Annotated in this window: 12 protein-coding genes; 3 read left to right on the forward strand and 9 right to left on the reverse strand. The window is 55.6% G+C overall.

Annotated elements, in window-relative coordinates; all coding sequences use genetic code 11:
* Positions 1–16 precede the first annotated feature (16 nt).
* Positions 17–1597, reverse strand: a complete 1581-nt coding sequence (locus tag ACHUE7_RS00525; RefSeq protein ID WP_394168226.1) for a DNA cytosine methyltransferase — start codon at positions 1595–1597, stop codon at positions 17–19.
* A gap of 67 nt (positions 1598–1664) precedes the next feature.
* Between ACHUE7_RS00525 and ACHUE7_RS00530 the strand changes: the two genes are divergently transcribed.
* Positions 1665–2117 (forward strand): very short patch repair endonuclease, encoded by a 453-nt coding sequence (locus tag ACHUE7_RS00530; protein ID WP_394168227.1) that lies wholly within the window; start codon positions 1665–1667, stop codon positions 2115–2117.
* 91 nt (positions 2118–2208) lie between these two features.
* Here ACHUE7_RS00530 and ACHUE7_RS00535 read toward each other — a convergent pair whose 3' ends face one another.
* Together ACHUE7_RS00535 and ACHUE7_RS00540 are read right to left on the reverse strand one after the other, a co-directional pair.
* Positions 2209–3924, reverse strand: coding sequence for an AIPR family protein (locus ACHUE7_RS00535; RefSeq protein ID WP_394168228.1), 1716 nt, complete (start codon positions 3922–3924; stop codon positions 2209–2211).
* Positions 3925–4384: 460 nt separating this feature from the next.
* Positions 4385–4765, reverse strand: a complete 381-nt coding sequence (locus ACHUE7_RS00540) for an ATP-dependent DNA helicase (protein ID WP_394168229.1) — start codon at positions 4763–4765, stop codon at positions 4385–4387.
* Between the two features lie 124 nt (positions 4766–4889).
* Here ACHUE7_RS00540 and ACHUE7_RS00545 point away from each other — a divergent pair, with 124 nt between their 5' ends.
* Both ACHUE7_RS00545 and ACHUE7_RS00550 read left to right on the forward strand, forming a co-directional pair.
* The gene (locus ACHUE7_RS00545; protein ID WP_394169137.1) at positions 4890–5693 is read left to right on the forward strand and encodes a zeta toxin family protein; all 804 of its coding nucleotides are present in this window, start codon (positions 4890–4892) and stop codon (positions 5691–5693) included.
* 20 nt (positions 5694–5713) lie between these two features.
* Positions 5714–5878 carry a hypothetical protein gene (locus ACHUE7_RS00550; RefSeq protein ID WP_394168230.1) on the forward strand — a complete coding sequence of 55 codons (165 nt, stop codon included), beginning with the start codon at positions 5714–5716 and terminating at the stop codon, positions 5876–5878.
* Between the two features lie 56 nt (positions 5879–5934).
* Here ACHUE7_RS00550 and recD read toward each other — a convergent pair whose 3' ends face one another.
* The 6 genes from recD to recC all read right to left on the reverse strand — a co-directional run bounded on the left by recD (position 5935) and on the right by recC (position 17370).
* Complete coding sequence (gene recD, locus ACHUE7_RS00555; RefSeq protein WP_394168231.1) at positions 5935–7797, reverse strand: exodeoxyribonuclease V subunit alpha; 1863 nt, start codon at positions 7795–7797, stop codon at positions 5935–5937.
* On the reverse strand, positions 7794–11285 hold the full coding sequence (gene recB / locus ACHUE7_RS00560) for an exodeoxyribonuclease V subunit beta (RefSeq protein ID WP_394168232.1): 3492 nt from the start codon (positions 11283–11285) through the stop codon (positions 7794–7796). The genes recD and recB overlap by 4 nt, the downstream gene beginning before the upstream one ends.
* A 299-nt stretch (positions 11286–11584) precedes the next feature.
* Positions 11585–12544, reverse strand: a complete 960-nt coding sequence (locus tag ACHUE7_RS00565; RefSeq protein WP_394168233.1) for a hypothetical protein — start codon at positions 12542–12544, stop codon at positions 11585–11587.
* Between the two features lie 110 nt (positions 12545–12654).
* A complete protein-coding gene (locus tag ACHUE7_RS00570) occupies positions 12655–13140 on the reverse strand; it encodes a VOC family protein (protein WP_394168234.1) in 486 nt (161 codons plus the stop codon).
* 197 nt (positions 13141–13337) lie between these two features.
* The gene (locus ACHUE7_RS00575; protein ID WP_394168235.1) at positions 13338–13997 is read right to left on the reverse strand and encodes an HAD family hydrolase; all 660 of its coding nucleotides are present in this window, start codon (positions 13995–13997) and stop codon (positions 13338–13340) included.
* An 82-nt stretch (positions 13998–14079) separates the two neighbouring features.
* The gene (gene recC / locus ACHUE7_RS00580) at positions 14080–17370 is read right to left on the reverse strand and encodes an exodeoxyribonuclease V subunit gamma (protein WP_394168236.1); all 3291 of its coding nucleotides are present in this window, start codon (positions 17368–17370) and stop codon (positions 14080–14082) included.
* Positions 17371–17618: the final 248 nt, after the last annotated feature.

A 17618-nucleotide genomic window follows, 5' to 3' on the forward strand; every position in this document is an offset into this window, starting at 1 on the left:
CTAGCAGTAAATTCTGCTACGTCCTTGAAAGAAGAAGGTCCCATACTACTTTTGCAAGCTTATTTGCTAGTAATGGTGGCACAGCATTGCCAACCTGTACGAACTGTTCTGTCCGGTTTCCCTTGAAGAAGTAGTTGTCTGGAAAAGTTTGTATCCTAGCGGCTTCTCGAACTGTAAGGCTTCTGCACTGAATAGGATCGTAGTGAATAAAATAGTGACCATCTTTCGATATATGGCTTGTTACTGTCTTTCCGGCGCGATTTCCAGCTTGGACTTTGAACCTGTCTACAAAGTGCCCGCTTTCCCAGTTTTTGTGATCAGGGAATAGTGTTTCTGGATAATCTTTTGCTCTTGGAGATTGTCCATTATTTAACTGAGCGTATGCACTAGCAAATAGATATCTTTGAATATCTGAGGCCATATGACTTCGTGAGGAGTGATTGGCAACACCCTTCATTCGCTTATCTAGATACCATTTCTTAAGTTCTTTCGGTAGTTGGCTTTTTCTTGGTTTTTTTTGTTCTATGAAAAAATCTCCCTGAGTCAGCGTGTGTATAATACTCAAAGGGTTCTCTATTTCTTTTGCTAACAAATTATATTCACTAGGCAAATGTTTCTTTACAATTTTTAGCGATTTTCTATAATTGTTCAACCAATTTTCTGTAGTATTAGGAACTTTGGTTATTCCACTCCGTAATTTGGGTAGGTCTGATATCACCTGCGAGACAGTTACTTCATTGGCACGCTTTGCCTCTTCAAGTAAACTTTTATTCTTATCAAATTCGATACCTAAATTCTTTTTTATGCCTAGAAGTATTACGCGATGCCTAGTTTGTGGTATCCCAAACTCTTCGGTTCGAATAATGAAGTCAGGTCCTTTTCCCCGGTACCCCGTAATATACATATCATCCGAAGCGGGTACTGCAAAAGGGTAAATATCATATTTAGCTTTAGGTTTTTTATTCAGAGTTCTGGATGGGCAATGTAAATCGGAAAGTATTGTTTCGAATATAGAACCGCCATTCACTTTCGCGGTAAGTATGCCCTTGACGTTTTCCATGACGAATATTTCAGGTTCAACCAAGTCAAGTACTTTTAAGTACTCCTGGTAAAGAAAGTGCCGGTTATCTAGCTCTGGAATGTATTCTTTATTGCCTTTATTTCTAACTCGGCCTGCTAGGGAATATGCTTGACAAGGAGGTCCGCCTATAACTATTTTCTGCCCTTGAAACCCCTTTATGGATTCTTTTATTGCATCGAATATTGCTTTGTGATCACTACTTCCTAAAGCCTTAGGCCCATGGAGCGTCTCTCTTTTCGCTGCGTCTAGTAGGTCAGTGTACTCGTTGAAGGCAACCTCGAGGTCTTCTGTTCCACCCGCTTGAATATAGTCATAGTATGCTTGAGGGACTTCACCGCCTCTGAATTGACGAAAAAATGCTCTCAGAGTAAGAGTGTCGTGTGCACTTTTTTCCTTTTCAACAGATGCCACTATTTGAAAAGGAAAGTCACCATTTTCATCCTGATAGGCTGAAAAGCCCTCTCCGAGCCCTCCTGGTCCGGCGAAGAGGTCGATTACTCTGATTTGTGCTGCCATGGTCAGTCCACTAGTCTATTAGATGGGTAGCATACCAGGTTCTTGCCTACTTTCCAGGAGCATATTTGTGGATATTGTCAACAAACAAACCCGCTCACGGTATATGTCGGGGATAAGATCGAAAAATACTCGTCCTGAAGTAAGTATCAGGAAAGAATTGCATAGAAGGGGCTACCGCTATCGTCTTCATTCCAGAAAATTGCCGGGAAAGCCGGATGTGGTGTTGACTAAGTATAGAACAGTCGTTCTGGTAAATGGTTGCTTCTGGCATATGCATGGATGCAAACTATTCAAACTTCCACAAACCAGAACTGATTTTTGGAGAGAAAAACTCGAAGGTAATGTTAAAAGAGATCTGCGTAACAAGGACTTGCTTAATCAAAGTGGGTGGCGAGTGTTCGTAGTCTGGGAGTGTGGAGTTAAAATCAAGAAACAGAATGCTGTTGAACAAGCGGTTGATGCCTTTGAAACTTGGCTGGATACGGAATGTATGAATGGTGAATACCCTGCCGATAGCTAGGGAAGGTCTGAATAACCAATGATTTTCTCCAAGCCTGACGAAAATCATCGGTTATTCAGACCTTCCTTAGTTCTAAACGATCAATATACCTTTACTGCGAAAACATTCTACGAGTGAACTCATCTACTACGCTTTCAGCTCTTATGTAATCTCGGATGCTTTCGCGAGCAGTTATGCCTGACTCTGACATTATACTATCGAGATGGCTTGAGACTTCCTCAATCTGAGCTGAAAATCTATCATTATCATTTAAAACAGAAATAACAGCATCCTTGACTTTTTTCTGTTTTTTTGGTGCAGTATCTAATATATCAGGAGTTTCCCAATGCTGTTTTACAAGAGCATATAAGGCATAGAACCGGAAAATAACACGAGATCTATCAACCTTTGCTGTGCGCACCAAATAGTCAAACTTATACAAGGCAAGCGCAGCTAGATGATAAAGTTCAACATTGTGGTTCTCTGAAAAAATTCGACCTGAGAACTCTTTTCGAATCCCTCTATGATCACGAGCAGCGCGGTGTGGTTGATAAAAAAACATAGCAGCAGCCGCCTTCATCAAGTCCGAAGGACGAAGAATTCTTGTTCGTTCAATCGAGACATCTCGATACTGATTGTCTCGTCTTTCGATAAACATACGTGCATCACCGCTTTGGGAAGCACAATATTCCTCCAAATCTTTCATAAATGGACGTAACGCCCAAAACTGATCTTCTTTAACTTCGTTTTGTCGATTTGTACCAATGATGACGCTAGACACAAAATCAGCATCACCACAGCCAATCAATCTAAGCGGTACTGAAATACTTTCAGCCTTATCTCTAATATGTGCCAAAATATTTGTGGTTTGGCATCCATTTACGATCTGATAGTCTTCAATCGTAAAAATATCTCCTTTACGATCGATATTTTTTGAAACCACTGTAATACCATTATTTTTGAATACAAAAGAGGCTTCGTCACCATTTTTTAGATCTGATATTATTGACTTATTTATTTCTGATTCTGGATTAAAATCTCTAACATTGTCGTAAAAAAGCGATCTATTCACGTGAGCCACCCCTTGTTGGTCGGGCTCTCCAAGCGCAATATTCAGTACCTCTGATGCGGAGACATAACCAATATATGCCTCATCAACCTTATCATGACTCGGCATTGTAATTGCCTTTGGGAAGCTTAGTTTTGCTGATGACGAATTAGTAGCTGAGCGAAAACCATTTTGAATGACTTTGGCCCCTACACATTCAATATGAATGTCATTAAATATGTTCAATTCACTTAAACGATTCTTATTTGTTTCAATCAATTGCTGTATAACAGCAGAGGCTTGACCAGATCCGGTAGTGCAGTAGTAGCATCTCAAGGAAGGGCTAGTCTTTGCCGCCTTACCATAAATTTCGTCTTTTACTGCGATAAGTTCGTCTACTTGCGGACCTTTCACAAGGGTTTGGCTAGTGAAAAAATCATATACTGCATCGAGAAATTTAGATATGTTCCCATAATCTAAGCTGTCTGACGTTTTTGATTGAAAGAAGGTAAATTCTGAAGTGTGGTTCCTACCAACAGATAGTACTTCGGCCGCTTCGTCGACATCTGTGCATAGTGTCCCTTGAATGGATATGGCAATTCCATCAATTCCAAACTCTACGCCCTTTAAATGAGCCCTAAATGGATCTATGTTCTCTCCGAGAATGCCATTTTCTAATGAAAAGATTGACATAACTTCAAAAAGATCAGATTCACTCATAACTTCATTGGGATTCATTTCTTTGAAAGTATTGAGTTGCGCTTTGATAATTGGATTCATAGCCACTTCTTTTCTCTACTTTTTCATTTGTATTGTTGGTGTGGGCAAAAATCGGATAGTGACTGCCATACTGAAAAAGGATCTCCAGAAATGACACTAGATATCAACGTTCTGCTGGCTCACATAGTTATAGAATTGATCGTATAGTGACATGAGTGGCCCAAGTACATCACCCTTTTTCTGAATATTAGGGATCCTCTGAATAACCTCCCTCCCCCGGGGCTCTGGCTTATCCGAGGGTCGTTGGCGCGAGGCGGACTTATGCAGGAATGTCTAGACCTTTCAAATAAGTCCAACGAAGTGGCAGCGTTCCTCGGAAAGCCCCGGCGGGCGCGGCTAAAACGTCCTGCCCCGGCGTTGCACTTCTTGAAAGGGGCTACGGCCAGTGCTCTGCGAAGTGCGCATTGTGGCAGAACGTTTTAGCTCGCGCATAGCCCTGGGGGAGTTGTTCATAGGCTCCCTAGCTCTTAATTGCTAATGTTAGCCCGGAAAACCTCTCAACCCGCTTAACAACCCCCTCACACCAAACCCCCTCACCCCCAACAACAAACAACTCCCGCTTAGCCCGCGTCAACCCGGTATAAATCAACTCCCGGCTCAACAACCCCATCGCCTGCTCAGGCAACACCATCGCCACTCGCTCGAATTCAGACCCCTGGGTTTTGTGTATCGTCATCGCATACACGGTTTCGAATCGGGGCAGGCGGCCGGGGGCCAGGGGGCGGTAGTCGTTGTCGCCGGTCTGGAACCAGGCCATTAGGTGGTCGCTGGTGTCGTCGCGCCAGATGAGGCCGATGTCGCCGTTGTAGAGGCCGATACCGTAGTGGTTTTCGGTGATCATGATCGGCTTTCCCTGGAAGAAGAGGGCTTGGGTTGGGTTTTGAGTAGCCGTTTGTTCAGGGCTTCTACGCCCATGGGCCTACGCGGGTGCCCAAGGCCAACAGCTATTAACTGGAACTGGAGTGATGGTCAATATTGTGCGAGGCTTCGTCGCACCTCTGCGGGATCTATGGAGGATTGAAAGAAGCAAACTCAGGATCGGTATTAAAATCATGGAATTAACACCCGATGATCGAAAGATTGCCCAAGATGCACTCACCTGGGCGAAGAAAAAGGGAACAAAGAAGGCCATTGCTCGCCGACTGACGGACCAATCTCTGTATCTGCCGGAAGAAGACCCGGTTTCTGTATTTATGGCCGGGTCACCAGGTGCCGGTAAGACGGAGTCCTCAAAAGAGCTGATCGACCAGTTCCCTGATAACCCCATCCTGCGCATCGATGCAGACGAACTGAGAGTCGAATTTGATCAATACGATGGATGCAACAGCCATCTGTTCCAGAGTGCAGTATCGGTTATCGTTGAATACATACACGATATGGCGCTGAAACAAAGCCAGAGTTTCATCATGGACGGGACGCTCCATAATGAAGACAAAGCTAAGGATAATATTACCCGTTCCCTGAGTAGAGGCCGGGTGGTGCAGGTATTGTATGTGTATCAGGACCCTTTGCGGGCCTGGGAATTCGTGCAGGCCAGGGAGAGGTTGGAAGGTCGGCGAATACTGCCTGTCAATTTCATTGAACAGTTTTTCGCCGCCAGGGCTACGGTCAATGCTTTAAAAGCTCATTTTGGTGCCGATATTAAAGTTGATCTGCTAATAAAGGATTATTCGAACAGAACCAGAGTCTACGAGGCAAATATTGACCGTATTGACTATTATGTAGATCACGAATACAGTCGCGAGTCCCTGACCCGATTGATCACTTAACACCCAAGAGGCATCGAACAATGTTCAGCCGTCAACCCAAGGTGGCGTCAACTGCATTTGCAGATTTTATCCGGAATGCGTCGTCTAAAAAGAAAAAACGGGTCTATGCCAAGGTCCTGGAAGGCGCGTCCGAGCGTCAGCGTAAGCAGATTGAGCAAGCACAACAAACCTCCAGCGCCTGCTAAAGGTTTGTATGGCGCTTTTGGCGCGCCCAAGAGCAGATTCTACTGCGACTGCGGGCTCAGCAATGAAGCCTGATGCTTAAACCACTGAATCTCTCAACCTTTCTCTCAACCCCTTCACACCAAATCCCCTCACCCCCAACAACAAACAATTCCCTCTTAGCCCGCGTTAACCCGGTATAGATCAACTCCCGGCTCAACAACCCCATCGCCTGCTCAGGCAACACTATCGCCACGCGCTCGAACTCAGACCCCTGGGTTTTATGTATCGTCATCGCATACACGGTTTCGAACCGGGGCAGGCGGCCGGGGGCTAGGGGGCGGTAGTCGGTGTCGCCGGTCTGGAACCAGGCCATTAGGTGGCCGCTGGTGTCGTCGGGCCAGATGAGGCCTATGTCGCCGTTGTAGAGGCCGATGCCGTAGTGGTTTTCGGTGATCATGATCGGCTGGCCCTTGAAGAAGGGGGCGCGGGTTGGGTTTAGGGTTTTGAGTATCCGTTCGTTCAGGGCTTCTACGCCCATGGGGCCTACACGGGCGGGGCAGAGTAGCCGGAACTGGAACAGGGCGTTGAAGGCGTCGGCTTTGCTCGCGGCACTGGCGATGGGGCGGTACCAGTGGTCGACCCAGTGGCTGATCTGTTGCTGGGCTTTGTCGGTGGGAATCCACGCCAGGTCGTCTGCGTCGCTTTGCAGGGTGGCGAGGCTGGCCTCGGCTTCGCCGTTGATGACCTGGGTGGCCAGGCGGCCGATGCCGCTGTGTTGGTGGAAGCGGCGGCTGTGTTTAAGGAAAGTTAGATAGTTTGGAGCTGCGAGTTCTGAGCTTTGAGCATCGAGCTTCGAGCTTTGAGTAGGAACAGTCAGGCCTAAAGCCTTTAGGGCTTTGGCTCTTTGTTGGCTGTAGCCCGGGTGGGGGCGTTGGGCGAGGTCGGCTAGTACTGAGCCTGCGGCTACGCTCGGTAATTGGTCTGCGTCGCCCAGTAATATGACTTTGGTGTGTTCTGGTAGAGCGCGGAACAGTCTTGTCATCATGGGTAGGTCGACCATGGAGACTTCGTCTACCAGCAGCACGTCGCAGTCGAGCGGGTTGCGTTCGTTGTGGCGAAAGTCGAGCCGGTTGGGGATGACGCCGAGCAGCCGGTGCAAGGTGGTGGCTTCATCGGGAATGCTGTTCAGGGCGAGCAGGTCGATGCGGCCAGCCAGGTCGCTTTTGGCATCGCGGATCGATTCGGCCAGGCGCTGGGCGGCTTTGCCGGTGGGGGCGGCCATGCGTATTTTGAGGTCGTGCGGGCTGGTCATCGCCAGTAGGGCGAGCAGGCGGGTGACGGTGTAGGTTTTGCCGGTGCCGGGGCCGCCGGCGATGATGTTGAAGCCGTTGAACAGGGCGTTGGCGGCGGCGATGGCTTGCCAGTCGGGTTCTGCGGTGGCGTCTGCTTCGGCGAGTGCCGGGAACAGGGTGTGCAGGGCGGCTTTTGCGGCTTTGGTATCAACGGTGGTGTCGCTGGCGTCGGGTTGCAGGCGCTGGCGCAGTTGGCTGGCCAGTTCCTGTTCGAATTGCCAGTAGCGGCGCAGGTAGAGGCGGTCGCCATCGAGCACGATGGGGGCGTTGTCTTCGGGGCCTATGGGCAGTTGGCTCAGCTGGGCCAGCCAGTCTTCCAGGGGTGGGAAGGTGTAGCCGGGTTTGTCGTCGCTGTGCCATTCGGTGTGGCCGGCCCAGGCGGGCAGGTAGAGGCAGCTGTGGCCCTGCTGCAGGGTGTGGCTTGTGCCGGCGATGCTGTGGAAGAGGTCGTCGGTGTGGGTGTTCAGCCAGTCGCAGAGTTGTGCGGCCAGGTGCAGGTCGATGTCGTTGATGTTGGCCAGGCGCTGTCGCGCGGTGTGTAGCGGTGGTTGGTTTGGAGAGTGCCCGGGGGTTGGTTCGATGCTCATGCGGGGGTCTCCGTGCCGGTGAACAGGGTGTCCAGGGCGTGCAGGGCGGTTAGGTCCGGGTCGCGGTGGTAGATGCCGGTGGTTTGGCCCTGGGTCATGCCGCGCAGGTACAGGTAGTGCACGCCGCCGAGGTGCTGTTCGGGTTTGTAGTCGGGCAGGCGGGTGCGCAGGTAGCGGTGCAGGGCCAGGGTGTAGAGCAGGTATTGCAGGTCGTAGAAGCTGGCGTGCACGCTCTCGGTGAGGGCCGTTGGGTTGTAGTCGCCCAGGCGTTCGCCAAGCCAGGTCGATTTGTAGTCGACCACGTAATAGCGGCCCTGCCACTGGTAAATCAAATCGATGTAGCCGTGCATCATGCCTTTCAGGCGCGGCGGTTCGGGCAGGATGACGTCCGGGGTATTGCGGTGCCGGGCGAGGATGCGGGCCAGGCCCTGGCCTTTGCTTGCCATCGGGAAATAAAACGCCGCTTCGCGCTGGGTGTGCGCCTGGCTTAGGTCTGCCAGGCGGGCGCCGCTGGGCAGTTCGGTGTTGAGGATGTCGCTGAGCCAGGTGGCGAGAGCCGGGCGCAGCGGGCTGATGCCGGGTGTTGTGGGTTCCTGGTTGCTGGTTTGGTCACCGGTTGTGCCGTCTTTCGGCAGCAGCGCGGGGTAGCGTTGTTCGGCCCAGGCGAGTTCGGTGGTGAAATCCGGGTGTTCAAAGTCGAGCCGTTCGAGCAGGTCGTGCAGCAGGTTACCGGCTTCGGCGCCCCGGGCCAGGCGGAAGCGCAGTGGCCGGTCTTGCGGGGCGGTGGGGGCTTGTTCGGGGTCGTCCTGGTCGCGGTCCGGCGTGGTCAGGCCGCCGTGGCGGGCGTTGCGGGTCAGCGCCGAGAAGGAGCTGAGCCACCAGTCGCGTTCAATGCGGCCGTGGAATTGGGCGGCGTGGGCGGTGCTGGTGGTTGTAGCCTCGGGGGCCGCGGCGTCGGCGAGCGGGGTGTCCGGCAGGCTGAGCACGGCGCCGTTGCCCTGGTTGGCGAAGGTGGTTAGCTGTTCGGTCAGGGCGTCGAAGGTTTTTGCGTTCAGGCAGCGGGCCAGGGGCGAGCGCTCCAGTTCCTTGAACTCGGCGGCCATCACATACAGGCGGCGTTCGGCGCGGGTGGCGGCGACGTACAGCAGGCGGATGTCTTCGGCGGCCTGTTCTTCTTCATAGAAGTCGCGTTCCGGGTCGCTCGGGTTCAGGGCGAGCACGGCGTTGTAGTTGGCGCGGTCGTGGTAACGAATCAGCATCGGCGGTTGCTTGGGTTTGCTGCGGCCGTAGCTGACGAACGGCAAAAAGACGATGGGGTATTCCAGCCCCTTGGCGCCGTGTTGGGTGATGACCTGTATCAGGTTGGCATCGCTTTCCAGGCGCAGCTGGGCGATGTTGGCCAGGGTGTCGTCTTGCCGGGCCTGGTCGAACCAGTGCAGCAGTTGCCAGGGTTGGCGGTGTTGCTGGCTGGCCTGTTGCAGCAGTTCGAGCAGGTGCAGGCTGTTGGTGAGCGTGCGTTCGTGGCGTTGCGGGTGCGGGCGCACGTGGCGCTGAAACAGCTGCAGCGCCATGCTCATCAGGCCCTGGCTGAACCAGCGTTCGCGCAGTTCGGTGAGTTCGAACAGGGCTTCGGCCCAGGCGTGTTCGTCTTGCTGCAGCTGGAACAGTCGTTCGGTGTCGTAACCGAACCAGGGCGTGGCGAGCGCGGCGATCAGGGCGCGGTCGTTCTCCAGGTTCAGTATGCCGTTCAGGGCGCGGGCCAGGGTTTCGGCCTCGGCGCTTTGCAGTACGTTGTCGCGCGCGCTCAGGTACACCGAGGCGAGCTGGTGCGTGCGCAGGGCGTTCTGGATGACTTCGGCTTCGTGCTTGCTGCGCACCAGCAGGGCGATGTCGCCGGGTTGTACTGGTTGGCCATCGAGTTTGGCCTCAAACAGCAGTCGGCGGATCTCGCGGGCGGTCCAGTCGGCCAGCACCTCCAGGCCGGTTCGGGTGTAGCCTTTGGGCTCGTCTTCGGTGGCGGGCAGCAGGCACCATTGCACGGCGCCGCGATCGGCCGGGTCGTCGATGTCGGGCAGGTCGGGTTTACCGGCTTTCACCGGCAGGTAATCGATGCCGAACCCGAACACATCGGCGCTGGCTTTTTGCGTGCGTACCTGGCCGTCGGCATCGAGCGGGTGTTCGCCGTAAAACAGCCGGTTGTAGCCCTGCACCACGGCCGGGTGGGAGCGGAAGTTGGTGTCCATGTGCCATTGCTGGTCGGCGTTGTCGCGGGCTTTGAGGTAGGCGAACACATCGCCGCCGCGAAAGCCGTAAATGGCCTGTTTCGGGTCGCCGATCATGCACAGCAGGCCGGGCTGACCTTTGGGGTACAGGGCATCGAGAATGGCGTACTGGTCTGGGTCGGTGTCCTGAAATTCATCGACCAGTGCGACCGGGAATTGCTCGGCGAGTTTGGCGGCCAGCGCCGGGCCGGCGTCGGCGTCTTGCAGGCGCTGGCGCAATTGGATGATCAGGTCGTTGAAGTCGAGTTGGTCGAGCCGGTCTTTGCTGGTCAGCAGGTGCGCGCGGGCGAAGGTGATGCCCTGCCAGGCCCACCAGGCTTTGGCTTCTTTCGCCATACCGGCCAGTTGCTGGGCCAGGGTGTGCAGGTGCGGCAGAGCGTCGACTTTCTTTTGGGTGCTGAAGGCGTCTTTGAGGAATTTGCCGCCAAACACCTCGGGCACGGTGCCGGGCCAGGGTTGCTGGCTGAGGTCCGTCAGTTCATCGAGTTTGGCCTGCCATTCGGCCGTGCTGGCCTCGCCGCGGCGGGGTTTGACGTTCAGGGTGTAGAAGGCGTCGGCCTCTGAGGCCCAGTGCCGGCAGAAGGCGTTCCAGGCGTCGTGCGGTTCGGTCAGTTCCGGCTCGACGACGGTCTCGCTGCCGCCGATGGTGCGGCCCCATTCGTTGGCAAAGTCGTCCGGTGTGGCCCAGTAGCTTTGCAGGTGTTCGAATTGGTCGCCGCGCGCTTCGCGCCGGTACCAGTCCTGTAGGGCTTCGAGAATCAGCGCGCTGCTGTCGGCTTCCATTTCGGCGTGAAAGCTGATGCCGCTGGCGAAGGCCTGCTGGGTGAGGGCGCGTTTGCAGAAGCCGTGAATGGTGTACACGGCGGCTTCGTCGAGGTTGAGCAGGGCCTTGTGCAGCAGGGCGCGGGCTTTTTGCGGTTCGATGCGCTCAGCGAGTGTGTTGAAAAACGGTTCGTCGATGGCGCCCCAGTGATCGTGGGCATCGCGAATAAGCTGACCCAGGCGGCCTTTCAATTCGGCGGTGGCGGCTTTGGTGAAGGTCATCACCAGTATCTGTTCAACACTGAGTTGTTGTTCGAGCAGCAGACGCAGGTACAGCCGGGTGATGTTGTAGGTTTTGCCGGTGCCGGCGCTGGCCTCGATGAGTTGGCGGCCTTGCAGGGGCAGAGTCTCGGCTTTGAGTTGCTTGGGGGCTTGGTCCAACATCAGTGTTTGGGGTACCGGTTGCGTTCAGGGCATTCTGGCAAGGTGGGGGGTGGTGTGCAAACTAAATGGGAGGTTGGTTTTTCTTTGGTGCCAGGAGTTCGTGTCAGGCACCGGGTATACCTCTCCGGGGTCGGCGTGGACCCGTCCTTGGGGCCTAGACTGAAGCATCCTTGCTTCAGACTACCCCGGAGAGGTATACCCGATACCTGACACTTGGTTTTTTGCCACTTCCGAAACCTGGATGTCTGGATGTGTCTTTTCTGAATGACCCTATCTGCCGGGACAGTCCCCATTGATCCTTACACCACCGGCATTTTTTTGAAATGCTTCAAAACGCGCATTGCCCGCAGGGTGTTCCAGCGACTGGCGGTACCTGTCCGTTCCATCGTGAAATGAACCTTGCCGGGATGCCTGGCCTGTACCGGCCAGGTGCCGTCTTTTCTGCGTTTTTTAACGAGAACGTCCAGCGCATCTTGCATGCGTTCGTCGTAGTCGATGCCAGCCAGCTGGAAGAAGTCCAGAGCGCGTAAGATGTCAAAGCGCCACCGGGACGGGTACGACAGCATGAGCAGTTTGGGATCAAAAACCTCGCCGGTGCGCTGGGAGCGGAACAACCGGTGACGCAGCAGGAACTCGACCGCCTGCTCTCCGGCTGATAACAGGGCGTCCAATTGGTACCGATAGCCGTTGGTTCGGTACTCATGTATGCCCTCAAGAACCGACAGCGTTGAGTGCACGGAGCTGTGGACTGTTGAGCGCCGGTTAGATTGGCAGTTCCATCCGCCATCCGGCATGTGTTGCGTCAGAAGAAAGTCCACCACCGACCTCAGGTCGTCTGCGTTCGACCCGAAATAGGCGGCATAGTTCAGGAACATGCCGTTGATACAGACGTCGCTTTTTTTCGCATCGGTCGCGTGGACGATGCCACCGTCGGGCCCCCGGTGTGTTTGAATCACCTGTGCAATGGTCTCCTGCACGGGTGCGAGGTTGGGCGCAATGGCCAGGTTTTTGAGGTCCAGAAGGGTGTAGTGGGTAGAGGTCCATTTCATCTGGTAGAACGCCTCACCCCAGTGCCCTTTGGGATTCCGTAGGCCGAGTAACTGGGCACCCCAACCTTCCCGGGCAATTCGGGTGCGCAGATCCGGCCGATCCTGTCCGAGCAGGTCTCTATGGGTTTGATACTGGATGGCGACATCGCCCTCCAGCAACCAGTCGATGGCCGTGCGCAGCTGATCCGGCGTTTTGGCAGACACTGTCATGGCGCTGTTCCCTCAAGTCGTGACCGACCGCCTTGAGTATAGAGTCAGAGGCGGGGCTCGCGTTGACTTGAATCAAATGAACTTGCCTGAACAGTGCCTGCCCTTATGAGTCAGCCGCGACAAGCGGCTTCGACCGTGGCGATGTCGATCTTCTTCATCTCCATCATCGCTTCGAAGGCGCGTTTGGCGACTGCCGGGTCGGGGTTGGTAAATGCTTTCGTCATCGCGACCGGAGTTATCTGCCACGACACGCCCCACTTATCCTTGCACCACCCGCACATGCTTTCCTGCCCGCCATTATCGACAATGGCGTTCCAGTAGCGATCCGTCTCGGCCTGGTCATCGGTGGCCACTTGAAACGAAAAAGCTTCACTGTGCTTGAATGTGGACCCACCGTTAAGCCCGAGGCATGGGATGCCCATTACGGTGAAGTCTACGGTCAGAACGTCCCCTTCTTTGCTCGACGGATTGTCCGCCGGGGCGCGATGCACCGCTTGGACTGACGAGTCGGGAAAGGTCTCGGCGTAAAACCGGGCGGCTTCTTCGGCATCGCCGTCGTACCAGAGGCAGATTGTGTTTTTGGCTGGTGTGCTCATGGTGTATCTCCTTGATGTGACCGTTCAGGGCATTCAAGCGCAGCTTCACCGCACCTGAATGGCGACAGGGCATTGGCGGGCAGATCCCGTTGCGCCTCTTATAAGGTAGTCGAACCATAAGCCGCTAAATCGACAGGGGATGAAAAATTATTTTTAACTTGTGAACGCTGGATAGACAAATACTGCCACTGATCGACCTACGACAGCTGTGACCAGTTGACCGAAACACAGCGACCAGTGTCCATCAGCTTTTCGAACGAACTAAAAGAAATCGGCTCCGTTGTAGAATCAGTTGGGTTTACGTGCAACCCGGACCAGCCACAGGCAATGGCCGGTGCGATGTCTTTTTCCAGAGTGTCACCAATAAACAGGGCCGAAGCCGGATCGATCCTTTCTTTTTGTTCCAGCAATTTGATCAGCGCTTTATTCGGCTTTCTTAGGGCAATACTTGCGTCACCGCTCGAATACCAGAAATCAAACGTCTTATTCAGACCCAGGGCTTCAATAACACTGTGCTGAAAAACAGAGGGGCCGTTTGTCATGATGCCAACCCGGCACTGGTACTGTTCCCGCAACCGGTCGGGAAGGGAGTGAACACCATGATACAGCGTTTGCACTTCGGCCCAGCGCTGGGCGAAGGCGGAAAACAATGCCTCCTTCTCTTTGCGATCGCGTTCGGGAAAACAGCTCTCAATGGCTTCAATGCCGGTGCAGGCACCGTTGATGGAGACCTTCTCCATCCAGGTGGGCATCACCGATTCCAACGTCGTGCCGAACACGGTGTTGAATACATCATCAAAACGCTCTGTTGGGTAACAAAGCGTCATGTCGAGGTCGAAAACGATGGTTTTGAACAAAGCCGGGTTTCCTTTTGGCAGTTTCGGGTGTTGACGTAATAGCGATAACTCGCCCATGGCCATGAGCCGTTATTATTCGTTGTTATTCCTTCTCTACTTGCAACTTCTCTTGCGCCAGGTGCTCAAACAACGGCGCGTACAAGGCAGTTACGCCCTCAAAAATCGCATCGTGCTCGGGTTGTTCGGGCCAGAACCAGGCCATGTAGGGGTCTTCGCTGAGGCCGTTGCTGAACCAGCCGTCGCCGTACCAGACTTTGTCGAAATCGCCCGGGTTGTACTCGCGGCGTTCGCGCGGTTTGGCCATTTCCATCGCGATCTCGGTGTGCCAGGGCAGGGGTTCGCACTGGCCGCGGCGCCAAAAATCGAGCCAGTGGCTGAGTTCGGTTCTGGCGGTGTCGACTGTCATCGGGGCAAAGTTGATCGCGTAGACTTCGTCTTTTTTGCGCTCGCGGAAGACACCCATGGTGATTGTTTCTGATTGAGTATTGGCCAGTATATGGTGCAGCCAGAGACGCAGATGGTCTTTGCCTTTGGCGTCGGCGAGGCGCCAGAACAAGAGTTCGCCGCCGGGTAGACGCGGTAGGTGAGCGGTTACTTTCAGGGTGTCGTTGAAGGTGCGCTCGGCCGGTTCGGTGACCAGCTGGGCGGCGCCGAGCGAGAGTAAATGCTCACTGAAGGCGTCGGCCTGGGCTTGCCAGTCGGCGAGGGTATCGTCGACCAGGGGGTTATCCGGCAGTCGGCCGGAGAGGCGGGCGGCCATGAGTTGAGTGTCGGCATCCGGCAGGGTTGAGTCGAAGCGGGTGGCGATCAGGTCTTGTTGCAGCTGGTAACGGTCCAGATGGTTGGCGGCGAAGGGTTCGGCGTCGGCCAGTTCGGGGGTGTCGTTCATGTCGAGGAATAAGCCCAGGCGGTGGCGGGCAAAAGCACGGGCCGGGTGTTCGGCGAAGCGGACCAGGTCTTCGATGCTCAGTTCTTCGGGCCAGTCTGGTTCGGCCAGCAACGGCGTGTTGTTGGGTGTTGGTAGCGGTTGGCCCAGGCGGAGCCAGCGGCTGTCGAAGCTGGGCCAGGGGGTGGCGTTGTCTGAGGCCGGGTCGGTGAGGTAGTTCTCTGTCGCGAAGGGCTGTAATGGAAGCGCCTGAATGCCGGTGTTGGTGCGCCAGCCGGTGGCGCCTTCGATGTAGCTGAACAGTTCGGTCAGCACCAGCGAGGGCTGGCGTTCGGTGTTGGTGTTTACATCCCGGCCCTGGTAGCTCAGGTAGAGGCTGTTGCGGGCGGAGAGCAGTGCTTCTAGAAAGAGGTAGCGGTCGTCGCCACGGCGTGAGCGGTCGCCCAGGCGAGGGCGGTCGTTGGCCATTAAATCGAAGCCAAGCGGTGGCCGCTGGCGCGGGAATTCGCCGTCGTTCAGACCGAGAATGGCGAGCACCTTAAACGGCACCGAGCGCATCGGCACCATGGAGCACACCGTGATCTGGCCGGTCATGAACTGGCGGCCGGTGCGGGCCGGGCTGGCGAACATCTGTTGCAGGGCGTGGCGTACCACGGCCAGCGGCAGGGTGCCGGTGAAGCCGGCTTGCTGGCTGTGTTCGCTGAGGTCGCGCAGGGCATCGCGCAGGTCGTCCTGGGCGGATTCAAAGCGGGCGTCGGTGGCGAACAGCGCCAGGCGCACGCGTTCTTGCAAAAAGCCTTGCCAGTCGCGGGCGGTGCGCGGGGTGTGCAGGTCGGTGGCCAGGCGCTTCAGGGCATCGACGAAGCCGGCGAGTTTGCCCAGCAGTTGGGCGTCGCTGCCTTCTACGTTGGGCAGCAGCAGGCGCTGGCCCACCACGGTTTCGGTATCGCCCCAGGCGAAGCCGACGAGCAGACGTTCGAGGCCCTGTTGCCAGCTGTAGGTATCGTTGATGGTGCTGTCGCTGGATTGGACGTACTGGCGTTTGTGGGCGTCGTCCAACCCCCAGTGCACGCAGGCGGCGTTGAGCCAGCGGGCGAGGGGGTCGAGGTCATCCTGCGTCAGGCCAAACTGTTGCTGAATGGCGGGCACGCGCAACCAGCCGATGACCTGCGTCACCTGGAAGCGGGCGTCGGGCAGGGTGAGCAGGTCGAGAAAGGCGGCGATGGTTGGGTCGGCGTCTTTTAAGTTGCGGTCGGCGATGGAGCAGGGCAAGGGCGGTATGTCTTCGCCAATGTCGTCGAAGCGGCGGGCGAATACGGCTTCTACAAAAGGCGCGTAGTCTTCGACGTTGGGGCACATCACCAGTACGTCTTTCGGGGTGAGGGTTTTATCGGCATTGAACTGGTGCAGCAACCAGTCGTGCAGGCCCTGAACCTCGCGCAGGGCACTGTGGGCGCTGCGTACGCACAGGGAGTGATCGCTCACATCGCTGGGCTGCTCATATGGATGCTCGCGGCCATCGCGCAGTTTTAGCAGGTCGCGTTGCAGTTGGTTGAGCAGGGTGTCGCCTTCGGGTTCTACGAACACCGGGGTTTCGATGTCGGCACGGTCGCTGAGCAGGTTGACGAAGGCCTGGCCCTGTTGGCCCAGGTTGCCGATTAACGGGTTGCCGACTTCGATGTTCAGGTCGTCGCTGTCGTGGCCTTGCAGTACCCAGTCGGCGCGTTTTTTGGCGGCTTGTTTTTCGCTTTGGGTTTCGCCCCAGTACTCGTCGCTGGGGTTGAGGTGGAACAGGTGGATGTCCAGGCCAGCCTGGTCGGAGAGGCCCTTCAGAAAATCGAGCCAGAGCGGGGCCAGGCTATTGATGCCGAAAATGAACAGACGCTCGGGCAGCGGCTCAGCCGGGCTGTCGAGTTGCTGCATGGCGCGCTGCAGCAGGGCGAGCGGGTGGTTCGGGTTTTCTCGCACCAGGTGGCGCCAGAGTTGGGCTTGCCAGTGGTCGCCCTGGCCGGCTTCCCAGCTTTCAATCCAGTCGGGCCGGTACATTAAGTATTGTTCGTACAGGTCGGCCAGTTGCTCGGCCAGTTGGAAGCGGCGCAGCGGTTGCTGGCGGTTGGATTGGTTCTGCCAGTAGCGGCTGGGTTCGGCGAAGGCTGGGTCTTCGGTAATGAATGCTTGCCCCAGCAGGTCGTGCAGGCGCCAGACCAATACTTCTCGTCGGAAGGGTGACTGTTCTGGCACTTCGCTTGCACCCAGAACCTGGCGGATCAGCGTCCACATTTGCTGGATGGGCAGTGGAAAAGCCAGGTTCATGCTGATCTGGCGGCTGGGGTGGTCGGCGAGCTTCATGTTCAGCCAGTGCGCCATGCCCTGGTGCTGCACCAGAATGATGTCGGGCTGCAGCGGGTTGTCGACCGGCAGTGCCAGCAGGGTGGCGAGCGGGTCGATCAGGGTGTCGAGCTGGTTGCCGGGCAGAACGTGAAACATGAAGCAGACTCGTGGGGTTTTGGGCAGTGTAGCAAGGTGTGTGGGGCTGTGGCACTAGCCCGCCCAGGTGGCTTTGTCCGTGGTACTAACCCGCCCCTGGCACTGGCCATGCCCCTGCCGGGTCGCCGTAAACCCATCCATGGGGGCTCGACTGCAGAATATGAATCCCATCCTTGGGATTCACCCTTCGGGCTCGCTGCGCTCATGCTAAAGCGCTCCCGGCGTTTTAGTCCATGCTGCAGACGTCC

The sequence above is a fragment of the Saccharospirillum alexandrii genome, assembly GCF_043641555.1.
Classification (GTDB): domain Bacteria; phylum Pseudomonadota; class Gammaproteobacteria; order Pseudomonadales; family Natronospirillaceae; genus Saccharospirillum; species Saccharospirillum alexandrii_A.